This window comes from Escherichia sp. WS1265 (assembly GCF_046487585.1).
Classification (GTDB): Bacteria; Pseudomonadota; Gammaproteobacteria; order Enterobacterales; family Enterobacteriaceae; genus Escherichia; species Escherichia coli.
The window spans coordinates 41,515-66,823 of the sequence record NZ_JBJQJE010000018.1 but is presented as its reverse complement, the minus strand read 5'-3'; the positions used below and the strand labels follow the sequence as shown (position 1 = coordinate 66,823).

The 25,309-nt window shown below is 52.6% G+C and carries 20 protein-coding genes; 15 read left to right on the top strand and 5 right to left on the bottom strand.

Annotated features, from left to right (window positions below; translation table 11 throughout):
- Nucleotides 1-86: 86 nt before the first annotated feature.
- Nucleotides 87-2,639 (top strand): peptidoglycan glycosyltransferase/peptidoglycan DD-transpeptidase MrcA, encoded by a 2,553-nt coding sequence (gene mrcA, locus ACJHX3_RS17585; protein WP_094308389.1) that lies wholly within the window; start codon nt 87-89, stop codon nt 2,637-2,639.
- 167 nt (nt 2,640-2,806) lie between these two features.
- Here mrcA and nudE read toward each other — a convergent pair whose 3' ends face one another.
- Nucleotides 2,807-3,367, bottom strand: coding sequence for an ADP compounds hydrolase NudE (gene nudE, locus ACJHX3_RS17580; RefSeq protein ID WP_000045738.1), 561 nt, complete (start codon nt 3,365-3,367; stop codon nt 2,807-2,809).
- 319 nt (nt 3,368-3,686) lie between these two features.
- Between nudE and igaA the strand changes: the two genes are divergently transcribed.
- The 4 genes from igaA (at nt 3,687) to hslO (ending at nt 7,870) form a co-directional block, all read left to right on the top strand.
- Nucleotides 3,687-5,822 (top strand): intracellular growth attenuator protein IgaA, encoded by a 2,136-nt coding sequence (gene igaA, locus ACJHX3_RS17575; protein WP_094308390.1) that lies wholly within the window; start codon nt 3,687-3,689, stop codon nt 5,820-5,822.
- 64 nt (nt 5,823-5,886) lie between these two features.
- Nucleotides 5,887-6,555, top strand: a complete 669-nt coding sequence (gene yrfG, locus ACJHX3_RS17570) for a GMP/IMP nucleotidase (protein ID WP_001295168.1) — start codon at nt 5,887-5,889, stop codon at nt 6,553-6,555.
- A 10-nt stretch (nt 6,556-6,565) separates the two neighbouring features.
- Entirely contained in the window at nt 6,566-6,967 is a 402-nt protein-coding gene (gene hslR, locus ACJHX3_RS17565; protein ID WP_000660483.1) for a ribosome-associated heat shock protein Hsp15, read from the top strand.
- 24 nt (nt 6,968-6,991) lie between these two features.
- Nucleotides 6,992-7,870, top strand: a complete 879-nt coding sequence (gene hslO, locus ACJHX3_RS17560) for an Hsp33 family molecular chaperone HslO (protein WP_001135574.1) — start codon at nt 6,992-6,994, stop codon at nt 7,868-7,870.
- A gap of 62 nt (nt 7,871-7,932) precedes the next feature.
- On the opposite strand, the gene ACJHX3_RS17555 is transcribed toward hslO, so the two are convergent.
- Nucleotides 7,933-9,657: a DUF4153 domain-containing protein gene (locus ACJHX3_RS17555; RefSeq protein WP_094321743.1), complete on the bottom strand. Its 1,725-nt coding sequence runs from the start codon at nt 9,655-9,657 to the stop codon at nt 7,933-7,935.
- 378 nt (nt 9,658-10,035) lie between these two features.
- On the opposite strand from ACJHX3_RS17555, the gene pckA reads away from it, so the two are divergent.
- On the top strand, nt 10,036-11,658 hold the full coding sequence (gene pckA / locus ACJHX3_RS17550; protein WP_001309803.1) for a phosphoenolpyruvate carboxykinase (ATP): 1,623 nt from the start codon (nt 10,036-10,038) through the stop codon (nt 11,656-11,658).
- Between the two features lie 76 nt (nt 11,659-11,734).
- On the opposite strand, the gene envZ is transcribed toward pckA, so the two are convergent.
- Both envZ and ompR read right to left on the bottom strand, forming a co-directional pair.
- Nucleotides 11,735-13,087 (bottom strand): two-component system sensor histidine kinase EnvZ, encoded by a 1,353-nt coding sequence (gene envZ, locus ACJHX3_RS17545; protein ID WP_001253707.1) that lies wholly within the window; start codon nt 13,085-13,087, stop codon nt 11,735-11,737.
- On the bottom strand, nt 13,084-13,803 hold the full coding sequence (gene ompR, locus ACJHX3_RS17540; protein ID WP_001157751.1) for a two-component system response regulator OmpR: 720 nt from the start codon (nt 13,801-13,803) through the stop codon (nt 13,084-13,086). The genes envZ and ompR overlap by 4 nt, the downstream gene beginning before the upstream one ends.
- A gap of 227 nt (nt 13,804-14,030) precedes the next feature.
- On the opposite strand from ompR, the gene greB reads away from it, so the two are divergent.
- The 6 genes from greB to rpnA all read left to right on the top strand — a co-directional run bounded on the left by greB (nt 14,031) and on the right by rpnA (nt 21,262).
- A complete protein-coding gene (gene greB / locus ACJHX3_RS17535; protein WP_000856744.1) occupies nt 14,031-14,507 on the top strand; it encodes a transcription elongation factor GreB in 477 nt (158 codons plus the stop codon).
- A 96-nt stretch (nt 14,508-14,603) separates the two neighbouring features.
- Nucleotides 14,604-16,925 carry a Tex family protein gene (locus ACJHX3_RS17530; RefSeq protein ID WP_000980764.1) on the top strand — a complete coding sequence of 774 codons (2,322 nt, stop codon included), beginning with the start codon at nt 14,604-14,606 and terminating at the stop codon, nt 16,923-16,925.
- A 439-nt stretch (nt 16,926-17,364) separates the two neighbouring features.
- On the top strand, nt 17,365-17,592 hold the full coding sequence (gene feoA, locus ACJHX3_RS17525) for a ferrous iron transporter A (protein ID WP_001200455.1): 228 nt from the start codon (nt 17,365-17,367) through the stop codon (nt 17,590-17,592).
- A gap of 16 nt (nt 17,593-17,608) precedes the next feature.
- The gene (feoB, locus tag ACJHX3_RS17520; RefSeq protein ID WP_000737015.1) at nt 17,609-19,930 is read left to right on the top strand and encodes a Fe(2+) transporter permease subunit FeoB; all 2,322 of its coding nucleotides are present in this window, start codon (nt 17,609-17,611) and stop codon (nt 19,928-19,930) included.
- Nucleotides 19,930-20,166 carry a [Fe-S]-dependent transcriptional repressor FeoC gene (feoC, locus tag ACJHX3_RS17515; RefSeq protein ID WP_001315049.1) on the top strand — a complete coding sequence of 79 codons (237 nt, stop codon included), beginning with the start codon at nt 19,930-19,932 and terminating at the stop codon, nt 20,164-20,166. Before feoB ends, feoC begins: the two co-directional genes overlap by 1 nt.
- 202 nt (nt 20,167-20,368) lie before the next feature.
- Entirely contained in the window at nt 20,369-21,262 is an 894-nt protein-coding gene (gene rpnA, locus ACJHX3_RS17510; protein ID WP_000039076.1) for a recombination-promoting nuclease RpnA, read from the top strand.
- Between the two features lie 219 nt (nt 21,263-21,481).
- On the opposite strand, the gene bioH is transcribed toward rpnA, so the two are convergent.
- Nucleotides 21,482-22,252 carry a pimeloyl-ACP methyl ester esterase BioH gene (gene bioH, locus ACJHX3_RS17505; protein WP_001060079.1) on the bottom strand — a complete coding sequence of 257 codons (771 nt, stop codon included), beginning with the start codon at nt 22,250-22,252 and terminating at the stop codon, nt 21,482-21,484.
- 37 nt (nt 22,253-22,289) lie between these two features.
- Here bioH and gntX point away from each other — a divergent pair, with 37 nt between their 5' ends.
- The 3 genes from gntX (at nt 22,290) to gntT (ending at nt 25,284) form a co-directional block, all read left to right on the top strand.
- Nucleotides 22,290-22,973 (top strand): DNA utilization protein GntX, encoded by a 684-nt coding sequence (gene gntX, locus ACJHX3_RS17500; RefSeq protein WP_094308391.1) that lies wholly within the window; start codon nt 22,290-22,292, stop codon nt 22,971-22,973.
- Nucleotides 22,974-23,031: 58 nt separating this feature from the next.
- The gene (gene nfuA / locus ACJHX3_RS17495) at nt 23,032-23,607 is read left to right on the top strand and encodes a Fe-S biogenesis protein NfuA (protein WP_000619389.1); all 576 of its coding nucleotides are present in this window, start codon (nt 23,032-23,034) and stop codon (nt 23,605-23,607) included.
- Between the two features lie 360 nt (nt 23,608-23,967).
- Nucleotides 23,968-25,284, top strand: coding sequence for a gluconate transporter (gntT, locus tag ACJHX3_RS17490; RefSeq protein ID WP_001131758.1), 1,317 nt, complete (start codon nt 23,968-23,970; stop codon nt 25,282-25,284).
- Nucleotides 25,285-25,309: the final 25 nt, after the last annotated feature.

Here is a 25,309-nt window from a genome sequence, read left to right as displayed (position 1 = left end):
GGGTATATCAATGCGTCTGGCTTGCCTTTATACTACCGCGCGTTTGTTTATAAACTGCCCAAATGAAACTAAATGGGAAATTTCCAGTGAAGTTCGTAAAGTATTTTTTGATCCTTGCAGTCTGTTGCATTCTGCTGGGAGCAGGCTCGATTTATGGCCTATACCGCTACATCGAGCCACAACTGCCGGATGTGGCGACATTAAAAGATGTTCGCCTGCAAATTCCGATGCAGATTTACAGCGCCGATGGCGAGCTGATTGCTCAATACGGTGAGAAACGTCGTATTCCGGTTACGCTGGATCAAATCCCGCCGGAGATGGTGAAAGCCTTTATCGCGACGGAAGACAGCCGCTTCTACGAGCATCACGGCGTTGACCCGGTGGGGATCTTCCGTGCGGCAAGTGTGGCGCTGTTCTCCGGCCACGCGTCACAAGGGGCAAGTACCATTACCCAGCAGCTGGCGAGAAACTTCTTCCTCAGTCCAGAACGCACGCTGATGCGTAAGATTAAGGAAGTCTTCCTCGCGATTCGCATTGAACAGTTGCTGACGAAAGACGAAATCCTCGAGCTTTATCTGAACAAGATTTACCTCGGTTACCGCGCCTATGGTGTCGGTGCTGCGGCACAAGTCTATTTCGGGAAAACGGTCGACCAACTGACGCTGAACGAAATGGCTGTGATAGCCGGGCTGCCGAAAGCGCCTTCCACCTTCAACCCGCTCTACTCGATGGATCGTGCCGTCGCGCGGCGTAACGTCGTGCTATCGCGGATGCTGGATGAAGGGTATATCACCCAACAACAGTTCGATCAGACACGCACTGAGGCGATTAACGCTAACTATCACGCGCCGGAGATTGCTTTTTCTGCGCCGTACCTGAGCGAAATGGTGCGCCAGGAGATGTATAACCGTTATGGCGAAAGTGCCTATGAAGACGGTTATCGCATTTACACCACTATCACCCGCAAAGTGCAGCAGGCCGCACAGCAGGCGGTACGTAATAACGTGCTGGACTACGACATGCGCCACGGCTATCGCGGCCCGGCAAATGTGCTGTGGAAAGTGGGCGAGTCGGCGTGGGATAACAACAAGATTACCGATACGCTGAAGGCGCTGCCGACCTATGGTCCGCTGCTGCCTGCTGCAGTCACCAGCGCCAATCCTCAGGAAGCGACGGCAATGCTGGCGGACGGGTCGACCGTCGCATTGAGTATGGAAGGCGTTCGCTGGGCGCGTCCTTACCGTTCGGATACTCAGCAGGGACCGACGCCGCGTAAAGTGACTGATGTTCTGCAAACGGGTCAGCAAATCTGGGTTCATCAGGTTGGCGATGCATGGTGGCTGGCACAAGTGCCGGAAGTGAACTCGGCACTGGTGTCGATCAATCCGCAAAACGGTGCCGTTATGGCGTTGGTCGGTGGCTTTGATTTCAATCAGAGCAAGTTTAACCGCGCCACCCAGGCACTGCGTCAGGTGGGTTCCAACATCAAACCGTTCCTCTACACCGCGGCGATGGATAAAGGTCTGACGCTGGCAAGTATGTTGAACGATGTGCCAATTTCTCGCTGGGACGCAGGTGCCGGTTCTGACTGGCAGCCGAAGAACTCACCACCGCAGTATGCCGGTCCAATTCGCTTACGTCAGGGGCTGGGTCAGTCGAAAAACGTGGTGATGGTACGCGCAATGCGGGCGATGGGCGTCGACTACGCTGCAGAATATCTGCAACGCTTCGGCTTCCCGGCACAAAACATTGTCCACACCGAATCGCTGGCGCTGGGTTCAGCGTCATTCACCCCAATGCAGGTGGCGCGCGGCTACGCGGTCATGGCGAACGGCGGCTTCCTGGTGGACCCGTGGTTTATCAGCAAAATTGAAAACGATCAGGGCGGCGTGATTTTCGAAGCGAAACCGAAAGTGGCCTGCCCGGAATGCGATATTCCAGTGATTTACGGTGATACGCAGAAATCGAACGTGCTGGAAAATAACGATGTTGAAGATGTCGCTATCTCCCGCGAGCAGCAGAATGTTTCTGTACCAATGCCGCAGCTGGAGCAGGCAAATCAGGCGTTAGTGGCGAAGACTGGCGCACAGGAGTACGCACCGCACGTCATCAACACTCCGCTGGCATTCCTGATTAAGAGTGCTTTGAACACCAATATCTTTGGTGAGCCAGGCTGGCAGGGTACTGGCTGGCGTGCAGGTCGTGATTTGCAGCGTCGCGATATCGGCGGGAAAACCGGTACCACTAACAGTTCGAAAGATGCGTGGTTTTCGGGTTACGGTCCGGGCGTTGTGACCTCGGTCTGGATTGGCTTTGATGATCACCGTCGTAATCTCGGTCATACAACGGCTTCCGGAGCGATTAAAGATCAGATCTCAGGTTACGAAGGCGGTGCCAAGAGTGCCCAGCCTGCATGGGACGCTTATATGAAAGCCGTTCTTGAAGGTGTGCCGGAGCAGCCGCTGACGCCGCCGCCGGGTATTGTGACGGTGAATATCGATCGCAGCACCGGGCAGTTAGCTAATGGTGGCAACAGCCGCGAAGAGTATTTCATCGAAGGTACGCAGCCGACACAACAGGCGGTGCACGAGGTGGGAACGACCATTATCGATAATGGCGAGGCACAGGAATTGTTCTGATTAAAAAGGCGCTTCAGCGCCTTTTTAAGTTTGCTGACAAAGTGCACTTTGTTTATACCGGATACGGCGTGAACACTTTACCCGTCTAGCAACATCTAGAAAAATCAATATATTGCAGGAGCCGCACAGGCCTGATAAGCATTATGCATCAGGCAAACTTCACGCATTTACAACCGCCCCTGCCCCTTCAACCATTCGCGCACGAGGAACAGCGCGCTGACATTACGCGCTTCGTTGAAGTCAGGGTCTTCCAGCAAATCCATCATATGCGCCAGCGGCCAGCGCACCTGTGGTAGCGGCTCTGGCTCATCGCCTTCCAGCGATTCCGGGTAGAGATCTTGCGCTACCACGATATTCATTTTGCTGGAAAAGTAAGACGGTGCCATGCTGAGCTTCTTCAAAAAAGTCAGATCGTTCGCACCAAATCCCACCTCTTCTTTTAGCTCGCGGTTCGCGGCTTCGAAGACGCTTTCACCCGGATCAATTAATCCTTTCGAAAAACCTAATTCGTAGGATTCAGTTCCCACTGCGTATTCGCGGATCAGGATCAGGTGATCGTCCACAATCGGCACAATCATCACTGCTTCCCGGTTGGTTGGACGCATTCGTTCATAAACACGCCGCACGCCATTGCTGAACTCCAGATCCACGCTTTCGACGGTAAACAGTCGGGAACGGGCTACAGTTTCAACATTCAGAATGGTGGGTTTTTGTAATGATTTGCTCATCGTGGGATCTATGCTGTGAAATCAGCGGTTATTGTGCGATATCGGACACGCTTTCGGCAATGTGAATTGCATGTTATTTACATTTATGTAACTTAATAAATAATCGTCCTCAAATCAAATTAAAAGTCAATAGGTTGAAATAACTCCAGGAATTTGCTGATATTCCGCCTTCAGAGGGTTTGCTATGATCAGCGGTTACTGTGATGTGCTTAATGATGCTCAAGTTAAACTCCACGCTTGCCGATAGCCAACCGCAGAATCATGTTTTGTGTCCGGTGCGACTGACCACGCCTGACAGACTAAGTAAGATGGGGAAAGCATGAGCACCATTGTGATTTTTTTAGCTGCTTTGCTGGCCTGCTCACTACTTGCGGGATGGCTGATAAAAGTGCGATCCAGACGGCGTCAGCTGCCCTGGACCAACGCCTTCGCGGATGCGCAAACGCGTAAACTCACACCTGAAGAACATAGCGCCGTTGAAAATTATCTTGAGATCCTGACGCAGGTATTACAGGTGCCTGGCCCAACGGGAGCCAGCGCGGCACCGATCTCTCTGGCGCTGAATGCCGAAAGCAACAACGTCATGATGCTGACACACGCTATCACGCGTTACGGCATCTCTACCGACGATCCGAATAAATGGCGTTACTACCTCGATTCGGTAGAAGTCCACCTGCCCCCCTTCTGGGAACAGTACATCAACGATGAGAATACCGTTGAACTGATTCATACCGATTCGCTGCCGCTGGTTATTTCACTCAACGGTCATACGCTGCAGGAGTACATGCAGGAAACTCGCGGCTATGCCTTGCAACCTGTTCCGTCCACGCAGGCGTCGATTCGCGGGGAAGAGAGTGAGCAAATCGAGCTACTCAATATTCGCAAAGAAACGCACGAAGAGTATGCGCTAAGTCGTCCGCGCGGGCTGCGTGAAGCGTTGCTGATTGTCGCCTCATTCCTGATGTTCTTTTTCTGCCTGATTACCCCGGATGTATTTGTTCCGTGGCTGGCAGGCGGCGCGTTACTGCTGCTGGGCGCAGGTCTGTGGGGGCTATTCGCGCCCCCGGCAAAATCCTCCCTGCGGGAAATTCATTGTCTGCGCGGTACACCCCGTCGTTGGGGATTGTTTGGCGAAAACGATCAGGAACAGATCAACAATATTTCACTCGGTATTATCGACCTGGTCTACCCCGCACACTGGCAGCCATACATTGCTCAGGATCTCGGTCAACAAACCGATATCGATATCTATCTCGACCGCCACGTAGTGCGTCAGGGGCGATATCTTTCGCTCCATGATGAAGTAAAAAACTTTCCGTTACAGCACTGGCTGCGCAGTACGATTATCGCTGCGGGCTCGCTACTGGTGCTGTTTATGCTGTTATTCTGGATCCCGCTGGATATGCCGCTGAAATTCACCCTCTCGTGGATGAAAGGCGCGCAGACCATTGAAGCCACCAGCGTGAAACAACTGGCTGACGCTGGCGTGCGGGTTGGCGATACATTGCGTATTAGCGGTACGGGAATGTGTAATATTCGCACTTCCGGTACCTGGAGCGCGAAAACCAACTCACCTTTTTTACCGTTTGACTGCTCGCAGATCATCTGGAATGACGCCCGCTCATTGCCATTACCAGAATCTGAATTGGTCAACAAAGCGACGGCATTGACCGAAGCAGTTAATCGCCAGCTGCACCCTAAACCGGAAGATGAATCTCGCGTCAGCGCCTCATTACGTTCAGCAATTCAAAAATCCGGCATGGTATTGCTTGATGATTTTGGCGACATAGTACTGAAGACAGCGGATCTGTGTTCTGCCAAAGATGACTGTGTGCGACTGAAAAATGCGCTGGTCAATCTCGGCAACAGTAAAGACTGGGACGCGCTGGTAAAACGCGCCAACGCTGGGAAACTCGATGGCGTGAATGTGTTATTACGCCCGGTGAGTGCGGAATCACTGGATAACCTGGTGGCAACCTCCACCGCGCCGTTTATCACGCATGAAACGGCGCGAGCGGCACAATCACTAAACAGTCCGGCCCCCGGCGGATTCCTGATTGTCAGCGACGAAGGCAGCGATTTTGTTGATCAGCCCTGGCCTTCGGCATCACTTTACGACTACCCGCCGCAAGAACAGTGGAACGCTTTCCAGAAACTGGCACAAATGCTGATGCATACGCCGTTTAACGCCGAAGGTATCGTCACAAAAATCTTCACTGACGCCAATGGTACGCAACATATAGGCCTTCATCCGATCCCGGATCGTTCCGGCCTGTGGCGCTATCTCAGCACCACTCTGCTCCTACTGACGATGCTGGGTAGCGCCATTTATAATGGCGTACAGGCCTGGCGTCGTTACCAGCGTCATCGTACTCGCATGATGAAGATTCAGGCCTATTATGAAAGCTGCCTGAACCCACAACTGATCACCCCTTCAGAAAGCCTTATCGAATAACACGTTTGCGCGGCAGGTTATGCTACCCTGTCGCGCAAATTGCTTCACTCTGGAGATTTCCCTCATGCATATCAACATTGCCTGGCAGGACGTAGATACCGTTCTGCTGGATATGGACGGCACGTTGCTCGACCTCGCCTTCGATAATTATTTCTGGCAAAAGCTGGTGCCTGAAACATGGGGCGCGAAAAACGGGGTTACGCCACAGGAAGCGATGGAATATATGCGCCAGCAATATCACGACGTACAGCATACGCTAAACTGGTACTGTCTTGATTACTGGAGTGAGCAACTGGGTCTGGATATCTGTGCGATGACCACCGAGATGGGACCGCGTGCCGTACTGCGTGAAGATACCATTCCGTTTCTTGAGGCACTGAAAGCCAGCGGTAAGCAGCGAATTTTGCTCACCAATGCTCATCCGCACAACCTGGCGGTAAAACTTGAGCATACCGGTCTGGACGCACACCTTGATTTATTACTTTCCACCCACACATTTGGTTATCCGAAAGAGGATCAGCGGTTATGGCATGCGGTGGCCGAAGCTACGGGACTGAAAGCTGAAAGAACGCTGTTTATTGATGACAGCGAAGCGATTCTCGATGCTGCCGCGCAATTTGGTATTCGTTACTGCCTCGGCGTGACTAATCCTGACTCCGGGATTGCCGAGAAACAGTATCAACGCCATCCGTCACTGAATGACTACCGCCGCCTGATCCCCTCGCTAATGTGAAGGAGACGCCATGAAAGAAAAACCTGCTGTTGAGGTTCGACTGGATAAATGGCTATGGGCCGCCCGTTTTTATAAAACCCGCGCGCTGGCCCGTGAAATGATTGAAGGCGGTAAGGTGCATTACAACGGGCAGCGCAGCAAGCCGAGCAAAATCGTCGAGCTGAATGCCACGCTCACTCTGCGCCAGGGAAATGACGAACGCACGGTGATTGTAAAGGCGATTACTGAACAGCGTCGCCCCGCCAGCGAGGCAGCCTTGCTGTATGAAGAGACTGCGGAAAGTGTAGAGAAACGCGAAAAAATGGCGCTGGCACGTAAACTTAATGCCTTAACCATGCCGCACCCGGACCGACGCCCGGACAAAAAAGAGCGCCGCGACCTGTTACGATTTAAACACGGCGACAGTGAATAACTGTCACCTGCAAGAGAGATGATTATGCCGCAACATGACCAATTACATCGCTATCTGTTTGAAAACTTTGCCGTGCGCGGCGAACTGGTAACCGTTTCGGAAACCCTGCAACAGATCCTTGAGAATCACGATTATCCGCAGCCCGTTAAAAACGTACTGGCAGAACTGCTGGTTGCGACCAGCCTGTTAACCGCTACGCTGAAATTTGATGGTGATATCACCGTACAGCTGCAAGGCGACGGCCCGATGAATCTGGCAGTCATCAACGGTAACAACAACCAGCAGATGCGCGGTGTGGCGCGCGTGCAGGGCGAAATTCCAGAAAATGCCGACCTGAAAACGCTGGTCGGCAATGGTTACGTGGTGATCACCATCACCCCGAGCGAAGGTGAACGCTATCAGGGCGTGGTGGGTCTGGAAGGTGATACCCTGGCGGCCTGCCTGGAAGATTACTTTATGCGTTCTGAACAGCTGCCGACGCGCCTGTTTATTCGCACCGGCGACGTAGACGGCAAACCGGCTGCAGGCGGTATGTTGTTGCAGGTAATGCCTGCGCAAAATGCCCAGCAGGACGACTTTGACCACCTGGCGACGCTAACCGAAACCATCAAAACCGAAGAACTGCTGACCTTACCGGCAAACGAAGTGTTGTGGCGTTTGTATCACGAAGAAGAGGTGACGGTTTACGATCCGCAGGATGTGGAGTTCAAATGCACCTGTTCGCGTGAACGTTGCGCCGACGCGCTAAAAACGCTGCCGGATGAAGAAGTCGATAGTATCCTGGCGGAAGATGGCGAAATTGACATGCATTGCGATTACTGCGGTAACCACTATCTGTTCAATGCGATGGATATTGCTGAAATCCGCAATAACGCCTCTCCGGCAGATCCGCAAGTTCATTAATGAGTATATCCGGCAGAGAGGGCTCTGCCGGATTTTACGACTAATACACCTGATGCGCTTTGTCACTCATTCAGATTCACATCCAGCCTTTCACCATCCACTACAAGATCGCGCCACGCTTTAGGCTTCGTTCCCAGTTTTCCATCCTTCACAGCTGTGAGTAATTTTTCTTTCGTTATATCACGCGGAAGTAAACTCATCGTAAGCTCTTGCCATTCTTTCTTGTCAGGATCAAAGCCATAGACAATGTATCTTTCATCATCAAAGGCAAAGAGGATCCGCTCTGCCCTGCCATCACTATTCAGATCTTGCTCGACCAGTACGCAGGCGTCTTTTTCAATACAGGTCATCACGTTATAGCGATCCTGGATTAAGGCCGACCAGAATGCCGTATCCGGTTTGCCAGAGCCTGGGGCAATTAACACATTTTCGGCTAATACTTTTTCCGATACCTGTTCATGAAGATGTTGCTCTCCATCTAGCGCCATCAGCAGATCCCGCGCACGTTTCGGGTCTTTCATATACTCGGCATCGCTTTTCAGCGACTCAAGCGCCGCACGTCCATAGCGACCGCTCTGTTCGAGCATATAGAGACTTACCTGGTCTGGCGTGTTTTTGCCGCTCTGATAACGCGCCATATGACTGTTCACGCTAATACGCATACTGTCCAGCACCGGCGAATTAAGAAGCACCAGTATCACCAACACCAATAACGAAACCGCAAGGTTCACTTTGCCCTGAAGAACAAGGGGATTTTGCCCATTACGCCAGACGATGCTGACAAAATACCCCAGCGACCACACCAGTAACACCAGCACCGCCAGCGCGCCCTGCAAGCGGTCGACAGTCCAGCCGTACTGAGCGACCCGCAGCCATAACGCCCAGGCGGCGACGAACACATACAGCGGAGCAACCAGCAAAGCGGTTTTAATCTGGCAACGCAACGGCCCTGTCCAGGGAAGTGACGCTTTTTGGGGATCGCGGACAATAGCCATTAAGATCAATTGCAAAAATGCCAGCGTCAACAGCAACCCGGCGGCGGAGATGTGGCGAGAAATCGCGCTCAGGCCCGTAAACGGCAGGGTGATAATAAACATCAGGGTTAGCAATGATACTAACGGCAGCAACCCCGTGGCGATTAACGTGAACAACTTTTGAATAGAGTCGATTAAACGTGACTGTGTACGCGCGAGGATCACCGCCAGTGCGGTAACCAGACCTAACGTGAGATAAATAAACCAGTCGGTTGCAAAAAAGAGCGTTTTGAAAAACGTGATGCCAACAAGTTTAAACAACTCGCCCCACAGTAAAAGTACCAGCCATGTCAAGCCATTGGCAAGAAAAATCACCAGTAATATAAGTACGTTATGCCATACTGACTGGTAAAAATAGCGATAGCGGCTACTGTCATTGCGGATGCGAAGGCTTTGTTGTATCCACGGTAGCAACAACATTGCCATCAGCAGCAGATAGCAGCCAAAATCCCAAAGCGCCTTTTCTGCTCTCCAGTGGTTCATGCCATCAATTTGCCACTTTAGCCAACCGCTCATCCCTAGCGTGGCAATAAACACCAGCGCCAGCCATCCCCAAAGGCGCTGCTGTTTAAAGGAGATCACGGAGAAGAGTAAAACGGATGAAAACGCGACGGTCGCAGGCACGCCATAAACAATCCAACTGTGATTTTTTCCGGCAAGCCAGGCGATCAGCAGGTAGCAAACCAGACCCTGAAGTAATCCGGTAGCAATCATCCCCCAGCGTGTTGCGGGTGAAAGCTCAACGTTATCCATGTTAGTTATCCAGAATCAAAAAGTGGGTTAATTATCGCATCCGGGCCGTAGTATTTTGCTTTTTTCAGAAAATAATCAAAAAAAGTTAGCGTGGTGAATCGATACTTTACCGATTGAATTTGCATCAATTTCATTCAGGAATGCGATTCCACTCACAATATTCCCGCCATATAAACCAAGATTTAACCTTTTGAGAACATTTTCCACACCTAAAATGCTATTTCTGCGATAATAGCAACCGTTTCGTGACAGGAATCACGGAGTTTTTTGTCAAATATGAATTTCTCCAGATACGTAAATCTATGAGCCTTGTCGCGGTTAACACCCCCAAAAAGACTTTACTATTCAGGCAATACATATTGGCTAAGGAGCAGTGAAATGCGCGTTAACAATGGTTTGACCCCGCAAGAACTCGAGGCTTATGGTATCAGTGACGTACATGATATCGTTTACAACCCAAGCTACGACCTGCTGTATCAGGAAGAGCTCGATCCGAGCCTGACAGGTTATGAGCGCGGGGTGTTAACTAATCTGGGTGCCGTTGCCGTCGATACCGGGATCTTCACCGGTCGTTCACCAAAAGATAAGTATATCGTCCGTGACGATACCACTCGCGATACTTTCTGGTGGGCAGACAAAGGCAAAGGTAAGAACGACAACAAACCTCTCTCTCCGGAAACCTGGCAGCATCTGAAAGGCCTGGTGACCAAACAGCTTTCCGGCAAACGTCTGTTCGTTGTCGACGCCTTCTGTGGTGCGAACCCGGATACTCGTCTTTCCGTCCGTTTCATCACCGAAGTGGCCTGGCAGGCGCATTTTGTCAAAAACATGTTTATTCGCCCGAGCGATGAAGAGCTGGCAGGTTTCAAACCAGACTTTATCGTTATGAACGGCGCGAAGTGCACTAACCCGCAGTGGAAAGAACAGGGTCTGAACTCCGAAAACTTCGTGGCGTTTAACCTGACCGAGCGCATGCAGCTGATTGGCGGCACCTGGTACGGCGGCGAAATGAAGAAAGGGATGTTCTCAATGATGAACTACCTGCTGCCGCTGAAAGGTATCGCTTCTATGCACTGCTCCGCCAACGTTGGCGAGAAAGGCGATGTTGCGGTGTTCTTCGGCCTTTCCGGCACCGGTAAAACCACCCTTTCCACCGACCCGAAACGTCGCCTGATTGGCGATGACGAGCACGGCTGGGACGATGACGGCGTATTTAACTTCGAAGGCGGCTGCTACGCAAAAACTATCAAGCTGTCGAAAGAAGCGGAACCTGAAATCTACAACGCTATCCGTCGTGATGCGCTGCTGGAAAACGTCACCGTGCGTGAAGATGGCACTATCGACTTTGATGATGGTTCAAAAACCGAGAACACCCGCGTTTCTTATCCGATCTATCACATCGAAAACATCGTTAAGCCGGTGTCCAAAGCGGGCCACGCAACTAAAGTTATCTTCCTGACCGCAGATGCTTTCGGCGTATTGCCGCCGGTTTCTCGTCTGACTGCCGATCAAACCCAGTACCACTTCCTCTCTGGCTTCACCGCCAAACTGGCCGGTACAGAGCGCGGCATCACCGAACCGACGCCAACCTTCTCCGCTTGCTTCGGCGCGGCATTCCTGTCGCTGCACCCGACCCAATACGCAGAAGTGCTGGTGAAACGTATGCAGGCGGCAGGCGCGCAGGCGTATCTGGTTAACACCGGCTGGAACGGCACTGGCAAACGTATCTCCATTAAAGATACCCGCGCCATTATCGACGCCATCCTCAACGGTTCGCTGGATAACGCAGAAACCTTCACTCTGCCGATGTTTAACCTGGCGATCCCAACCGAACTGCCGGGCGTAGACACGAAGATTCTCGATCCGCGTAACACCTACGCTTCTCCGGAACAGTGGCAGGAAAAAGCTGAAACGCTGGCGAAACTGTTTATCGACAACTTCGATAAATACACCGACACCCCAGCGGGTGCCGCGCTGGTAGCGGCTGGTCCGAAGCTGTAATGATTTGAAGCTGGAGAATATCTATCCAGTATCTTATAGAAAGCAAAACGGGAGGCACCTTCGCCTCCCGTTTTATTTACCCTTCTTTTGTCGCACCCTGCGCCCGCGTTACCGGCACAGGCAGCCAGGCGCGAATGGAAAGCCCGCCCCGCTCGCTGGTGCCAAGCTCCAGCATGCCGTTATGGTTATCCACGATACGCTGCACAATTGCCAGCCCTAATCCCGTGCCGCTAATGGTGCGCGCACTGTCGCCGCGAACAAACGGCTGGAACAGGTGCTTACGTTGTTCCGGCGCAATTCCCGGACCGTCATCTTCCACCTGGAACCAGGCGCGATTCGGCTCCGTTCCGCTGCTGACTTTGATCCAGCCATTGCCGTAACGGGCGGCGTTCACCACCATATTCGCCACCGCACGTTTGATCGACAGCGGGTGCATTTTCACTTCAATGCTGCCGGGGTAAAGCGCGGTTTCAATTTCCCGCTCATAGCCACTTTCGGCGGCAATCACCTCACCGAGCACTGCGTTGAGATCCGCCATTTCCATCGGCATCTCCTGCCCGGTGCGCAGGTAGTCGATAAACTGCTCAATGATGGCGTTGCACTCTTCGATATCTTTATTGATCGATTCGGCCAGGTAGCCATCCTGCTCGCTCATCATCTCGGTTGCCAGGCGAATGCGCGTCAGCGGCGTACGTAGATCATGACTTACCCCCGCCATCAGCAGCGTGCGATCATCCGCCAGTTGCTTAACACCAGCCGCCATATGGTTAAAGGCGCGGGTAACCGAACGCACCTCGGACGCGCCATATTCACGCAGCGGCGGCGGAATAATCCCTTTACCGACCTGCAGAGCAGCATGTTCGAGATCGACCAACGGTCGGTTCTGGATACGGATAAACAGCCACGCCCCGCCTATCGCCAATAGCATAATCGCCAGCGTATAGCGGAACAGCGGAGAAAAATCACCCTGATGAATTTCGGTCAGCGGCACGCGCACCCAGATATTGGGCGACAGCCAGGTTTTCAGCCAGACGACAGGAGAACTTTTGTTGACCTCAACGCGCACTTCCGTCGGGCCGCCCAGTTGCTGCGCCATCTGATGGCTTAAGAATTCATAGTGTTGTGCCCAACGCAGACCGGCCTCTTCGGCAGCTTCGTTGGAATAGAGAGAGATCCCCAGCTCCCGGTAGATCTCCCGACGGAAAGCGGGAGGCACAACCAACTGCGTGCCGTCCTCCAGTTGCAGTTTGTCGGTCATCAACATACGCACTTCGTACGCGAGGACTTTATTAAACTGCTGGAGGCTCGGCAAAATCGCGAAGTTCAGCACCACCAGATAAGTCGTCACCAGGCTGACGAACAGCAAGGTGACGATGAGCAATAACGTACGGGCAAATGAACTTCGTGGCGAGAAGCGCAATCGCCTCATGCTTTAGAACCGTCCGGTACAAAGACGTAGCCCAGACCCCAGACGGTCTGAATGTAACGCGGATGCGCCGGATCTTCTTCCACCATGCGGCGTAGACGCGAAATCTGCACGTCGATGGAGCGTTCCATTGCGGAGTATTCACGGCCACGGGCAAGGTTCATCAGCTTATCGCGGGAGAGCGGCTCACGCGGATGGCTGACCAGTGCCTTCAGTACCGCAAACTCACCGCTGGTGAGCGGCATCGGCTCGTCTTCGCGGAACATTTCGCGCGTACCGAGGTTAAGTTTGAACTTACCGAAAGCAATTACCGCCTCTTCCTGTGACGGCGCGCCCGGCAGTTCGTTCGCCTGACGACGCAGCACCGCACGAATGCGGGCCAGCAGTTCACGCGGGTTAAACGGTTTTGGAATGTAGTCGTCAGCGCCAATCTCCAGGCCAACGATACGGTCCACTTCTTCCCCTTTCGCCGTCACCATAATGATCGGCATCGGGTTGCTCTGGCTACGAAGACGTCGGCAAATCGACAAGCCATCTTCACCAGGTAACATCAAATCCAGTACCATAAGATGGAAAGATTCACGAGTCAGCAGGCGATCCATCTGTTCTGCATTAGCGACGCTTCGAACCTGGAAGCCTTGTTCGGTGAGATAACGTTCCAGCAGCGCGCGCAGGCGCATGTCGTCATCGACCACCAGAATCTTGTAGTTCTCTTGCATTGTTTGTACTCCCAAAGGTTCGCAACAATTTGTAAGCGTGTATTCTTAAAAAAGCTCACGTTCGTCACCAGCTAAATCTGGTATGAATTTCAGCCTAAATTGTTACAAAGCATATTAAACAGCAGCTTAAGTATACAATTTATTCGGCGAAACATTATTGATTCTGTTGATATGATCACGTTATACCCAATGTGCGCATTATCAAACAGACAAAGGGAATCAACGAGATGAAAACGCCCCTGGTTACCCGGGAAGGGTATGAAAAACTCAAACAAGAGCTTAATTATCTCTGGCGTGAAGAACGCCCGGAGGTCACAAAAAAGGTGACCTGGGCCGCAAGTCTGGGCGACCGCAGCGAAAATGCTGACTATCAGTATAATAAAAAGCGCCTGCGTGAAATCGACCGTCGCGTGCGCTATCTCACTAAATGCATGGAAAATCTCAAAATCGTCGATTACTCCCCGCAGCAGGAAGGCAAAGTCTTTTTTGGCGCGTGGGTGGAGATTGAAAACGACGATGGCGTGACTCACCGTTTCCGTATTGTCGGCTACGATGAAATTTTTGGCCGTAAAGATTACATCTCTATCGATTCCCCGATGGCTCGCGCATTGCTGAAAAAAGAGGTGGGCGACCTGGCGGTGGTCAATACCCCTGCCGGGGAAGCGAGCTGGTATGTTAATGCTATCGAGTACGTGAAACCGTAAGGAAGAGTCTTAACCTCCTGCCGATGGCTGGCATTTTTGCCAGCCAGTCCGTATAACTATCCCTTGATTTTTGATCCAAAAAGATGAACTCAAACCATGATGAATGATTCGTTCTGCCGCATTATTGCGGGTGAAATTCAGGCGCGCCCGGAACAGGTTGACGCTGCCGTTCGCCTGCTTGACGAAGGGAATACCGTGCCGTTTATCGCACGTTATCGTAAGGAAATTACCGGCGGTCTGGATGACACGCAGCTGCGTAATCTGGAAACGCGTCTGAGCTATCTGCGCGAGCTGGAAGAGAGACGTCAGGCGATCCTCAAGTCCATTTCCGAGCAAGGCAAACTCACTGACGAGCTGGCGAATGCCATCAACGCCACACTAAGCAAAACCGAACTCGAAGACCTCTACCTGCCCTACAAACCTAAACGCCGCACCCGCGGGCAAATCGCCATTGAAGCAGGGCTTGAGCCGTTGGCTGACCTGCTGTGGAGCTCTCCATCACACACGCCAGAAGTCGCCGCTGCACAATATGTTGATGCCGATAAAGGCGTGGCAGATACCAAAGCCGCGCTGGACGGCGCGCGCTATATCCTGATGGAACGGTTTGCCGAAGATGCCGCGCTGCTGGCGAAAGTGCGTGATTATCTGTGGAAGAACGCGCATTTAGTTTCTACGGTGGTGAGTGGTAAAGAAGAGGAAGGGGCGAAATTCCGCGACTATTTCGATCATCACGAACCGCTGTCAACGGTGCCTTCTCACCGCGCGCTGGCGATGTTCCGTGGTCGTAACGAAGGCGTACTTCAGCTTTCGCTGAATGCCGATCCGCAGTTCGATGAGCCGCCAAAAGAGAGCTATTGCGAGCAAATCATTATGGATCATCTCGGCCTGCGCCTGAACAATGCCCCGGCGGATAGCTGGCGCAAAGGCGTGGTGAGCTGGACGTGGCGCATCAAGGTGCTGATGCATCTGGAAACCGAACTGATGGGCACCGTGCGCGAACGCGCGGAAGATGAAGCAATCAACGTCTTTGCCCGTAACCTGCACGATCTGCTGATGGCGGCCCCAGCCGGACTGCGTGCAACGATGGGCCTCGATCCGGGTCTGCGTACCGGGGTAAAAGTAGCGGTGGTCGATGCAACTGGCAAACTGGTGGCGACCGATACCATTTACCCGCACACCGGACAAGCCGCAAAAGCAGCGATGACCGTTGCTGCCCTGTGTGAAAAGCATAATGTTGAACTGGTGGCGATCGGCAACGGTACAGCTTCCCGCGAAACTGAGCGTTTCTATCTCGACGTGCAGAAGCAGTTCCCGAAAGTGACCGCGCAGAAAGTGATCGTCAGCGAAGCAGGCGCGTCGGTTTACTCGGCTTCCGAGCTGGCAGCGCAGGAGTTCCCGGATCTCGACGTTTCGCTGCGTGGCGCGGTATCTATCGCCCGTCGTTTGCAAGATCCGCTGGCGGAGCTGGTGAAAATCGATCCGAAATCTATCGGCGTAGGTCAGTATCAGCATGACGTCAGCCAGACGCAGCTGGCACGCAAACTGGATGCAGTAGTAGAAGACTGCGTAAACGCTGTTGGTGTTGATCTCAACACCGCTTCTGTTCCGCTGTTAACTCGCGTGGCGGGCCTGACGCGCATGATGGCGCAAAACATCGTTGCCTGGCGCGATGAGAACGGTCAGTTCCAGAACCGTCAGCAACTGCTGAAAGTGAGCCGTCTGGGGCCGAAAGCCTTCGAGCAGTGCGCGGGCTTCTTGCGCATTAACCATGGTGATAACCCGCTGGACGCGTCTACCGTCCACCCGGAAGCCTATCCGGTGGTGGAACGCATTCTGGCAGCAACACAGCAGGCACTGAAAGATCTGATGGGTAACAGCAGCGAGCTGCGTAACCTGAAAGCGTCTGACTTTACTGATGAAAAATTCGGTGTACCGACGGTAACTGACATCATCAAAGAGCTGGAAAAACCGGGTCGCGATCCGCGTCCGGAATTTAAAACCGCTCAGTTTGCCGATGGCGTCGAGACAATGAACGACCTGCAACCGGGGATGATCCTCGAAGGCGCAGTGACCAACGTCACCAACTTTGGCGCGTTTGTCGATATCGGCGTGCATCAGGACGGCCTGGTTCACATCTCTTCATTGTCGAATAAGTTTGTGGAAGATCCGCATACCGTGGTGAAAGCGGGCGATATTGTGAAGGTGAAAGTGCTGGAAGTGGATCTTCAGCGCAAACGTATCGCCCTGACTATGCGTCTGGACGAGCAGCCTGGCGAAACCAACGCGCGTCGCGGCGGCGGGAATGAACGCCCGCAAAACAACCGCCCGGCAGCCAAACCGCGTGGGCGTGAAGCGCAGCCTGCCGGTAACAGCGCGATGATGGATGCGCTGGCGGCGGCAATGGGCAAAAAACGTTAAACGCCCTGATAGACAAACGTAAACCTGCCAGATAAAGCGTTCACGCCGCATCTGGCAACGAACGCCTTGCCTGACATAAAAGTGCCGGAGAATATCTCCGGCCTTTTTATTCCACAGCCAAACTCACAATATATTCCGTTAATATTTATCACTTCATTAACAAATGAAACCTTAATTAAACATTAACCAGTCCTGGTAATTCGCTATTCGAATTATATTTTCGCTGCGATATAACCTTGAGCCACATCAACATTGAGTCAGATTATTATTCAAACCAACATTCGCACACATTTTAAGTATTGCTGATAGAAACCATTCTCATTATCATTGTGTTGTTGATTATTTAATCTCTCCTTCGTTGGCAAATCATCTGGTCTCATGTCGCTGTCAAACGCCCCATGAGGTAGTTATCCAGTTAATGAGAAACAAGTAGGCACCTATGCAATACACTCCAGATACTGCGTGGAAAATCACTGGCTTTTCCCGTGAAATCAGCCCGGCATATCGCCAAAAACTGCTTTCTCTAGGCATGTTACCAGGCTCCTCTTTTAATGTGGTGCGCGTCGCTCCACTCGGCGACCCCATTCATATCGAAACCCGTCGTGTGAGCCTGGTATTACGCAAAAAAGATCTGGCCTTATTAGAAGTGGAAGCGGTTTCCTGTTAATACGGTGATAACAACAATGAAAAAATTAACCATTGGCTTAATTGGTAATCCAAATTCTGGCAAGACAACCTTATTTAACCAGCTCACTGGTGCACGTCAGCGTGTAGGTAACTGGGCTGGCGTTACCGTCGAACGTAAAGAAGGGCAATTCTCCACCACCGATCATCAGGTCACGCTGGTGGACCTGCCCGGCACCTATTCTCTGACCACCATCTCATCGCAGACCTCGCTCGATGAGCAAATCGCCTGTCACTATATTCTGAGTGGCGACGCCGACCTGCTGATTAACGTGGTGGATGCGTCTAACCTTGAGCGTAACCTGTACCTGACGCTGCAACTGCTGGAACTCGGCATTCCCTGCATCGTGGCACTGAACATGCTCGACATTGCCGAGAAGCAAAATATTCGTATTGAAATTGATGCTCTGTCGGCGCGTCTTGGCTGCCCGGTGATCCCGCTGGTTTCAACCCGTGGTCGCGGTATTGAAGCGCTCAAGCTGGCGATTGATCGCTATAAAGCTAACGAGAATGTGGAACTGGTGCATTACGCACAGCCGCTACTCAACGAAGCAGATTCACTGGCAAAAGTGATGCCTTCCGACATCCCGCTGAAACAACGTCGCTGGCTGGGCCTGCAAATGCTGGAAGGCGATATCTACAGCCGCGCCTACGCCGGTGAAGCGTCGCAGCATCTGGATGCCGCCCTCGCCCGTCTGCGTAATGAGATGGACGATCCGGCGCTGCACATTGCCGATGCGCGTTACCAGTGCATTGCTGCCATCTGTGATGTGGTAAGCAACACCCTGACGGCAGAACCCAGCCGTTTCACCACTGCGGTAGATAAAATCGTGCTCAACCGTTTCCTCGGTCTGCCGATTTTCCTCTTTGTGATGTACCTGATGTTCCTGCTGGCTATCAACATCGGCGGGGCGTTACAGCCGCTGTTTGATGTCGGTTCCGTGGCGCTGTTTGTGCATGGTATTCAGTGGATTGGCTACACGCTCCACTTCCCGGACTGGCTGACTATCTTCCTCGCCCAGGGCCTGGGCGGCGGTATTAACACCGTGCTGCCACTGGTGCCGCAGATCGGCATGATGTACCTGTTCCTCTCCTTCCTTGAGGACTCCGGCTATATGGCGCGTGCGGCGTTTGTGATGGACCGTCTGATGCAGGCGCTGGGCTTGCCGGGGAAATCCTTTGTACCGCTGATCGTTGGTTTCGGTTGTAACGTACCGTCGGTAATGGGCGCACGTACGCTTGATGCACCGCGTGAACGTCTGATGACCATCATGATGGCACCGTTTATGTCCTGCGGCGCGCGTCTGGCTATCTTCGCAGTATTTGCGGCTGCTTTCTTCGGGCAGAACGGTGCGCTGGCGGTCTTCTCGCTGTATATGCTCGGTATTGTGATGGCGGTGCTGACTGGCCTGATGCTCAAGTACACCATCATGCGCGGTGAAGCGACGCCGTTTGTCATGGAGCTGCCGGTCTACCATGTACCACACGTTAAAAGCCTGATTATCCAGACCTGGCAGCGTCTGAAAGGCTTCGTTCTGCGTGCTGGTAAAGTGATTATCATCGTCAGCATTTTCCTGAGTGCTTTCAACAGCTTCTCTCTGAGCGGGAAAATCGTCGATAACATCAACGACTCGGCGCTGGCTTCCGTCAGCCGGGTGATCACCCCAGTCTTCAAGCCGATTGGCGTGCATGAAGATAACTGGCAGGCAACGGTTGGCCTGTTTACAGGCGCAATGGCGAAAGAAGTGGTGGTGGGTACGCTCAACACCCTCTACACCGCAGAAAATATTCAGGACGAAGAGTTCAATCCGGCGGAATTTAACCTCGGTGAAGAGCTGTTCAGTGCGGTAGATGAAACCTGGCAGAGCCTGAAAGACACCTTCAGCCTTAGCGTACTGATGAACCCGATTGAAGCGAGCAAAGGCGACGGCGAAATGGGTACCGGGGCGATGGGTGTGATGGATCAGAAATTCGGTAGCGCAGCTGCCGCATACAGCTACCTGATTTTCGTCCTGCTGTACGTACCGTGCATCTCGGTGATGGGTGCTATCGCCCGTGAATCAAGCCGTGGCTGGATGGGCTTCTCCATCTTGTGGGGGCTGAATATCGCTTACTCGCTGGCAACATTGTTCTATCAAGTCGCCAGCTACAGCCAGCATCCAACTTACAGCCTGGTGTGCATTCTGGCGGTTATCCTGTTTAACATCGTGGTTATCGGTCTGCTGCGCCGCGCGCGTAGCCGGGTGAATATCGAACTGCTGGCAACGCGCAAATCGGTAAGCAGTTGCTGCGCAGCCAGCACCACCGGTGATTGCCATTAATGGCTTCACTTATTCAGGTACGTGATTTGCTGGCGTTACGGGGCCGTATGGAAGCGGCCCAGATAAGCCAGACATTGAACACGCCGCAGCCAATGATTAACGCCATGCTGCAACAGCTGGAAAGCATGGGCAAAGCCGTGCGGATTCAGGAAGAACCTGACGGCTGCCTCTCTGGCAGTTGTAAAAGCTGCCCGGAAGGCAAAGTCTGTCTGCGCGAGTGGTGGGCGCTGCGTTAACCATACTCCATCGCCTGTTTTGAAAAGCCCGGTATGCGTTTGCATCCGGGCTTTTTTGCGTGCGGCTTTCCATAAAAATGCAATTCTTGCAGCGCGACGTAAGTTCCTCTGAAAGCGTCTCGCAGGGATGAAAACTGGCTAATGCACAGGTGTGGAGTGGCGCGTAGAGTCGCGGCATTCAAATAACAGGTGAAGGAACGCCATGAGCAAAAAGCAGAGTTCCACCCCACACGATGCGCTGTTCAAACTCTTTTTACGCCAACCGGAGACGGCATGCGATTTTCTTGCGTTTCATTTACCGGCACCCATTCACGCGCTCTGTGATATGAAAACCCTCAAGCTGGAGTCGAGCAGCTTTATTGATGACGATCTGCGTGAAAGCTATTCCGACGTGCTGTGGTCGGTGAAAACGGAACAAGGACCAGGATACATCTATTGTCTGATTGAACATCAAAGCACCTCAAACAAACTGATCGCATTTCGCATGATGCGTTACGCTATTGCCGCAATGCAAAATCACCTTGATGCCGGATACAAAACGTTGCCGATGGTGGTGCCATTGTTGTTTTACCACGGTATTGAAAGCCCCTATCCCTATTCGCTGTGTTGGCTGGATTGTTTCGCCGATCCCAAACTGGCAAGGCAGCTTTATGCCTCCGCATTTCCGCTGATTGATGTCACCGTCATGCCTGATGATGAAATCATGCAGCACCGACGCATGGCGCTGCTGGAGTTAATTCAAAAACATATCCGTCAACGCGATCTGATGGGGCTGGTAGAGCAAATGGCCTGCTTATTAAGTAGTGGATACGCTAATGACAGACAAATCAAAGGGCTGTTTAATTACATCTTGCAAACCGGCGATGCGGTACGTTTTAACGATTTTATCGACGGCGTTGCCGAACATTCACCGAAACACAAGGAGAGCTTAATGACTATTGCGGAAAGATTGCGGCAGGAAGGGTTTCAGAAAGGTATACGTACCAACGCCCTAAATATTGCCAAAACCATGCTGGACGCCGGAGTTTCTCTTGAGGACGTTCTGCGATTTACCAGCCTGACGGTTGAAGACCTTGCTGAAATAAATCATCAATAACGTAAAGGATGGTTTTAATGACAGATGCAGAAAGAGAATATCTTATTAGTTACCTGATTGGTTATTTATTGGATCGACGCCTGGAAGCCCCGGATATCGCCAAAAGAATGCTGTAATCCGGAGTCCCTCTTGCGGACATCATGCGTTTTACCGGGGTGTCAGAAGAAGAGTTGGCTGCGGCGAGTCAGTAAAGTTCTGTCTCGCCATTTCAAAAGCCACCTACACCCTCTGCTTCAACGCCACCAGCACGTGACGAAACTCGACCGGATGCGAAATAAACGGCGCATGGGCCGCTTTGGCGAAAATGTACGACTCGCTGTGCGGCCAGAGTTTATCCAGCATCGGCACCACTTTGCGCGGCACCAGACCATCGAGATAACCATACAATCGCAAAAACGGCATGGACACGTTTTGCAGCGGCAGACGGAGATCGACCGTTTTGAGGATTTCCAGCCCACCATTGAGCACGTCCACCTCCGGCATCGGTAACGCCAGTACGGTTTTCTTCAACGCCCGCGCATCCTGGCGCGCCGTTTCAGTACCCATGGTTTGTAACGCCAGGAACCGCTCCACTGTACGCTGAAAATCATCACTCAGCTGCTGCTGAAATCCCGCCAGCACGTCCGGTTTTATCCCCGGCCACTCGTCACGAGCACTAAAACAAGGCGACGACGCCACGGTGACCAGCGCCTGAACACGCTCGGGATGGGTTAACGCAATCTGGCTTGCCACCAGCCCGCCCAGACTCCAGCCTAACCAAATGGCTTTATCAGGTGCCTGTCGCAGCACGGCTTCGGCCATATCAGCAAGCGACAGCGCACCAAATCCCCGGCTGCGCCCGAAACCGGGCAGATCAACAAGGTGCAGCGTAAAATGCGAGCTAAGTTCCTCGTCAATGCAACGCCACACTTCGGCATTCAGTCCCCATCCGTGCAACAGCACAAGATGAACATTCCCCTGACCTTTGGTCTGCCACCAGATGTTATTCATCCGCTATTGTTCTCTTTTGACTTACAAGGATGAACATATGCTAACAGTACCGGGATTATGCTGGCTATGCCGAATGCCACTGGCGTTAGGTCATTGGGGGATTTGTTCGGTCTGTTCACGCGCCGCCCGTACAGATAAAACGTTATGCCCACAATGTGGATTACCCGCCACACACACCCATCTTCCCTGCGGTCGCTGCCTGCATAAACCACCGCCCTGGCAAAGACTGGTCACGGTTGCCGACTATGCGCCGCCGTTAAGTCCGCTTATCCACCAGCTTAAGTTTTCCCGCCACAGCGAAATCGCCAGCGCCCTGTCACGTCTGTTACTATTGGAAGTCTTACACGCTCGTCGCACCACCGGGTTGCAATTGCCGGATCGCATTATCAGCGTTCCGTTATGGCAGCGGCGTCACTGGCGTCGGGGATTTAATCAGAGCGATTTGCTGTGTCAGCCGTTATCACGCTGGTTGCACTGCCGATGGGATAGCGAAGCCGTCACACGAACACGGGCCACTGCGACCCAGCATTTTCTCAGTGCCCGGCTGCGCAAGCGCAACCTGAAAAATGCCTTTCGCCTTGAATTGCCTGTGCAAGGTCGCCATATGGTGATAGTGGATGATGTCGTCACCACCGGAAGTACCGTCGCAGAGATTGCGCAGCTGCTTTTACGCAATGGTGCGGCGACTGTCCAGGTCTGGTGCCTTTGTCGAACCTTGTAGAGCCTCGATGATGGGCGTATTATAACCAACTAAAATAGTCAACTATTAGGCCATTACTATGATCCGTATTTCCGATGCTGCACAAGCGCACTTTGCCAAACTGCTGGCAAACCAGGAAGAAGGGACACAAATCCGCGTATTTGTGATTAACCCTGGCACGCCTAACGCTGAATGTGGTGTTTCTTATTGTCCGCCGGATGCCGTGGAAGCCACCGACACTGCCCTGAAATTTGACCTGCTGACCGCGTATGTTGATGAGTTAAGCGCTCCTTACCTGGAAGATGCAGAGATCGACTTTGTTACAGACCAGTTGGGTTCCCAGTTAACGCTGAAAGCGCCTAACGCCAAAATGCGTAAAGTCGCAGACGATGCACCGCTGATGGAGCGCGTGGAGTATATGCTGCAGTCGCAGATCAACCCACAGCTTGCTGGTCACGGTGGTCGCGTTTCGCTGATGGAAATCACCGAAGACGGTTACGCCATTCTGCAATTTGGCGGCGGCTGTAACGGTTGTTCTATGGTAGATGTGACGCTGAAAGAAGGGATCGAGAAGCAGCTGCTGAACGAATTCCCGGAGCTGAAAGGTGTGCGCGATCTCACCGAACACCAGCGCGGCGAGCACTCCTACTACTAAGTTATCCCCTCTTTTGTAGATTGCCCGATGCGACGCTAAAGCGTCATTTCGGGCCTACGTTGAACATGAGCCAGACGTTGGCGCAGCATTGCTTTGGCAACCCCCTCCCTTCGTTTCCCCGCGATAATATGACCAACCTCTCATAATTTAAATTTACCCCGCTCTGGTGATTCTCAAACGCCGGATGTTACCCGTATCATTCACATGGGTACCAAACATACTCCTGACATCTGACTACAATAATTAGTTTTAGTGGGTATCAGTCGTGGTGCCGCAATATCTCTGTTCCCGATTGGGATAATTAGAGTTTGTCGTCAGAAAATTGACGTTACCCATAACAAATGAAAGGCCAGGTAAATCATGCCATTAGTCATTGTTGCTATCGGTGTAATCTTGTTGTTGCTCCTGATGATCCGTTTCAAAATGAACGGCTTCATCGCTCTCGTCCTCGTGGCGCTTGCTGTTGGATTAATGCAAGGAATGCCGCTGGATAAAGTTATTGGCTCCATCAAAGCAGGTGTCGGCGGAACGCTCGGTAGCCTTGCCCTGATCATGGGTTTTGGCGCGATGCTGGGCAAAATGCTGGCAGACTGCGGTGGCGCACAACGTATCGCCACCACGCTGATTGCTAAATTTGGTAAAAAACACATCCAGTGGGCGGTGGTACTGACCGGTTTTACCGTTGGTTTTGCCCTGTTCTATGAAGTGGGTTTCGTGCTGATGCTGCCGCTGGTGTTTACCATCGCGGCTTCCGCGAATATTCCACTGCTGTATGTTGGTGTACCAATGGCGGCTGCACTGTCTGTGACCCACGGCTTCCTGCCACCGCATCCGGGTCCGACTGCGATTGCCACCATTTTCAATGCCGATATGGGTAAAACCCTGCTGTACGGTACTATTCTGGCAATCCCGACCGTGATTCTCGCCGGTCCGGTTTACGCTCGCGTGTTGAAAGGTATCGATAAGCCAATTCCGGAAGGTCTCTACAGCGCGAAAACCTTCAGCGAAGAAGAGATGCCGAGCTTTGGCGTCAGCGTCTGGACCTCTCTGGTGCCGGTTGTACTGATGGCGATGCGTGCGATTGCCGAAATGATCCTGCCGAAAGGTCACGCTTTCCTGCCGGTAGCGGAGTTCCTCGGTGACCCGGTAATGGCAACGCTGATTGCCGTGCTGATTGCGATGTTCACCTTTGGTCTGAACCGTGGTCGTTCAATGGATCAGATTAACGACACGCTGGTTTCTTCCATCAAAATCATTGCGATGATGCTGTTGATTATCGGTGGTGGCGGTGCGTTCAAGCAGGTGCTGGTAGACAGCGGCGTGGACAAATACATTGCTTCCATGATGCACGAAACCAACATTTCTCCGCTGCTGATGGCCTGGTCGATTGCTGCCGTACTGCGTATCGCGCTGGGTTCCGCAACCGTTGCGGCAATCACTGCGGGTGGTATCGCGGCACCGCTGATTGCAACGACGGGTGTTAGCCCGGAGCTGATGGTTATTGCGGTTGGTTCCGGTAGTGTGATTTTCTCTCACGTGAACGATCCGGGCTTCTGGCTGTTCAAAGAGTACTTTAACCTGACTATCGGCGAGACCATCAAATCCTGGTCGATGCTGGAAACCATTATCTCGGTGTGCGGTCTGGTAGGCTGTCTGCTGCTGAATATGGTGATTTGATAACACTGACTGCCGGATGCATCGC

Excerpts from the sequence above, each read along its gene's own strand:
- rpnA (WP_000039076.1), top strand. The coding sequence starts at position 20,369 with ATGAGCAAAAAGCAGAGTTCCACCCCACACGATGCGCTGTTCAAACTC.
- pckA (WP_001309803.1), top strand. The coding sequence starts at position 10,036 with ATGCGCGTTAACAATGGTTTGACCCCGCAAGAACTCGAGGCTTATGGT.
- igaA (WP_094308390.1), top strand. The coding sequence starts at position 3,687 with ATGAGCACCATTGTGATTTTTTTAGCTGCTTTGCTGGCCTGCTCACTA.
- gntX (WP_094308391.1), top strand. The coding sequence starts at position 22,290 with ATGCTAACAGTACCGGGATTATGCTGGCTATGCCGAATGCCACTGGCG.
- gntT (WP_001131758.1), top strand. The coding sequence starts at position 23,968 with ATGCCATTAGTCATTGTTGCTATCGGTGTAATCTTGTTGTTGCTCCTG.
- hslO (WP_001135574.1), top strand. The coding sequence starts at position 6,992 with ATGCCGCAACATGACCAATTACATCGCTATCTGTTTGAAAACTTTGCC.
- ACJHX3_RS17555 (WP_094321743.1), bottom strand. The coding sequence starts at position 9,657 with ATGGATAACGTTGAGCTTTCACCCGCAACACGCTGGGGGATGATTGCT.
- hslR (WP_000660483.1), top strand. The coding sequence starts at position 6,566 with ATGAAAGAAAAACCTGCTGTTGAGGTTCGACTGGATAAATGGCTATGG.
- yrfG (WP_001295168.1), top strand. The coding sequence starts at position 5,887 with ATGCATATCAACATTGCCTGGCAGGACGTAGATACCGTTCTGCTGGAT.
- ACJHX3_RS17530 (WP_000980764.1), top strand. The coding sequence starts at position 14,604 with ATGATGAATGATTCGTTCTGCCGCATTATTGCGGGTGAAATTCAGGCG.
- envZ (WP_001253707.1), bottom strand. The coding sequence starts at position 13,087 with ATGAGGCGATTGCGCTTCTCGCCACGAAGTTCATTTGCCCGTACGTTA.
- greB (WP_000856744.1), top strand. The coding sequence starts at position 14,031 with ATGAAAACGCCCCTGGTTACCCGGGAAGGGTATGAAAAACTCAAACAA.
- bioH (WP_001060079.1), bottom strand. The coding sequence starts at position 22,252 with ATGAATAACATCTGGTGGCAGACCAAAGGTCAGGGGAATGTTCATCTT.
- nfuA (WP_000619389.1), top strand. The coding sequence starts at position 23,032 with ATGATCCGTATTTCCGATGCTGCACAAGCGCACTTTGCCAAACTGCTG.
- feoA (WP_001200455.1), top strand. The coding sequence starts at position 17,365 with ATGCAATACACTCCAGATACTGCGTGGAAAATCACTGGCTTTTCCCGT.
- nudE (WP_000045738.1), bottom strand. The coding sequence starts at position 3,367 with ATGAGCAAATCATTACAAAAACCCACCATTCTGAATGTTGAAACTGTA.
- feoB (WP_000737015.1), top strand. The coding sequence starts at position 17,609 with ATGAAAAAATTAACCATTGGCTTAATTGGTAATCCAAATTCTGGCAAG.
- feoC (WP_001315049.1), top strand. The coding sequence starts at position 19,930 with ATGGCTTCACTTATTCAGGTACGTGATTTGCTGGCGTTACGGGGCCGT.
- ompR (WP_001157751.1), bottom strand. The coding sequence starts at position 13,803 with ATGCAAGAGAACTACAAGATTCTGGTGGTCGATGACGACATGCGCCTG.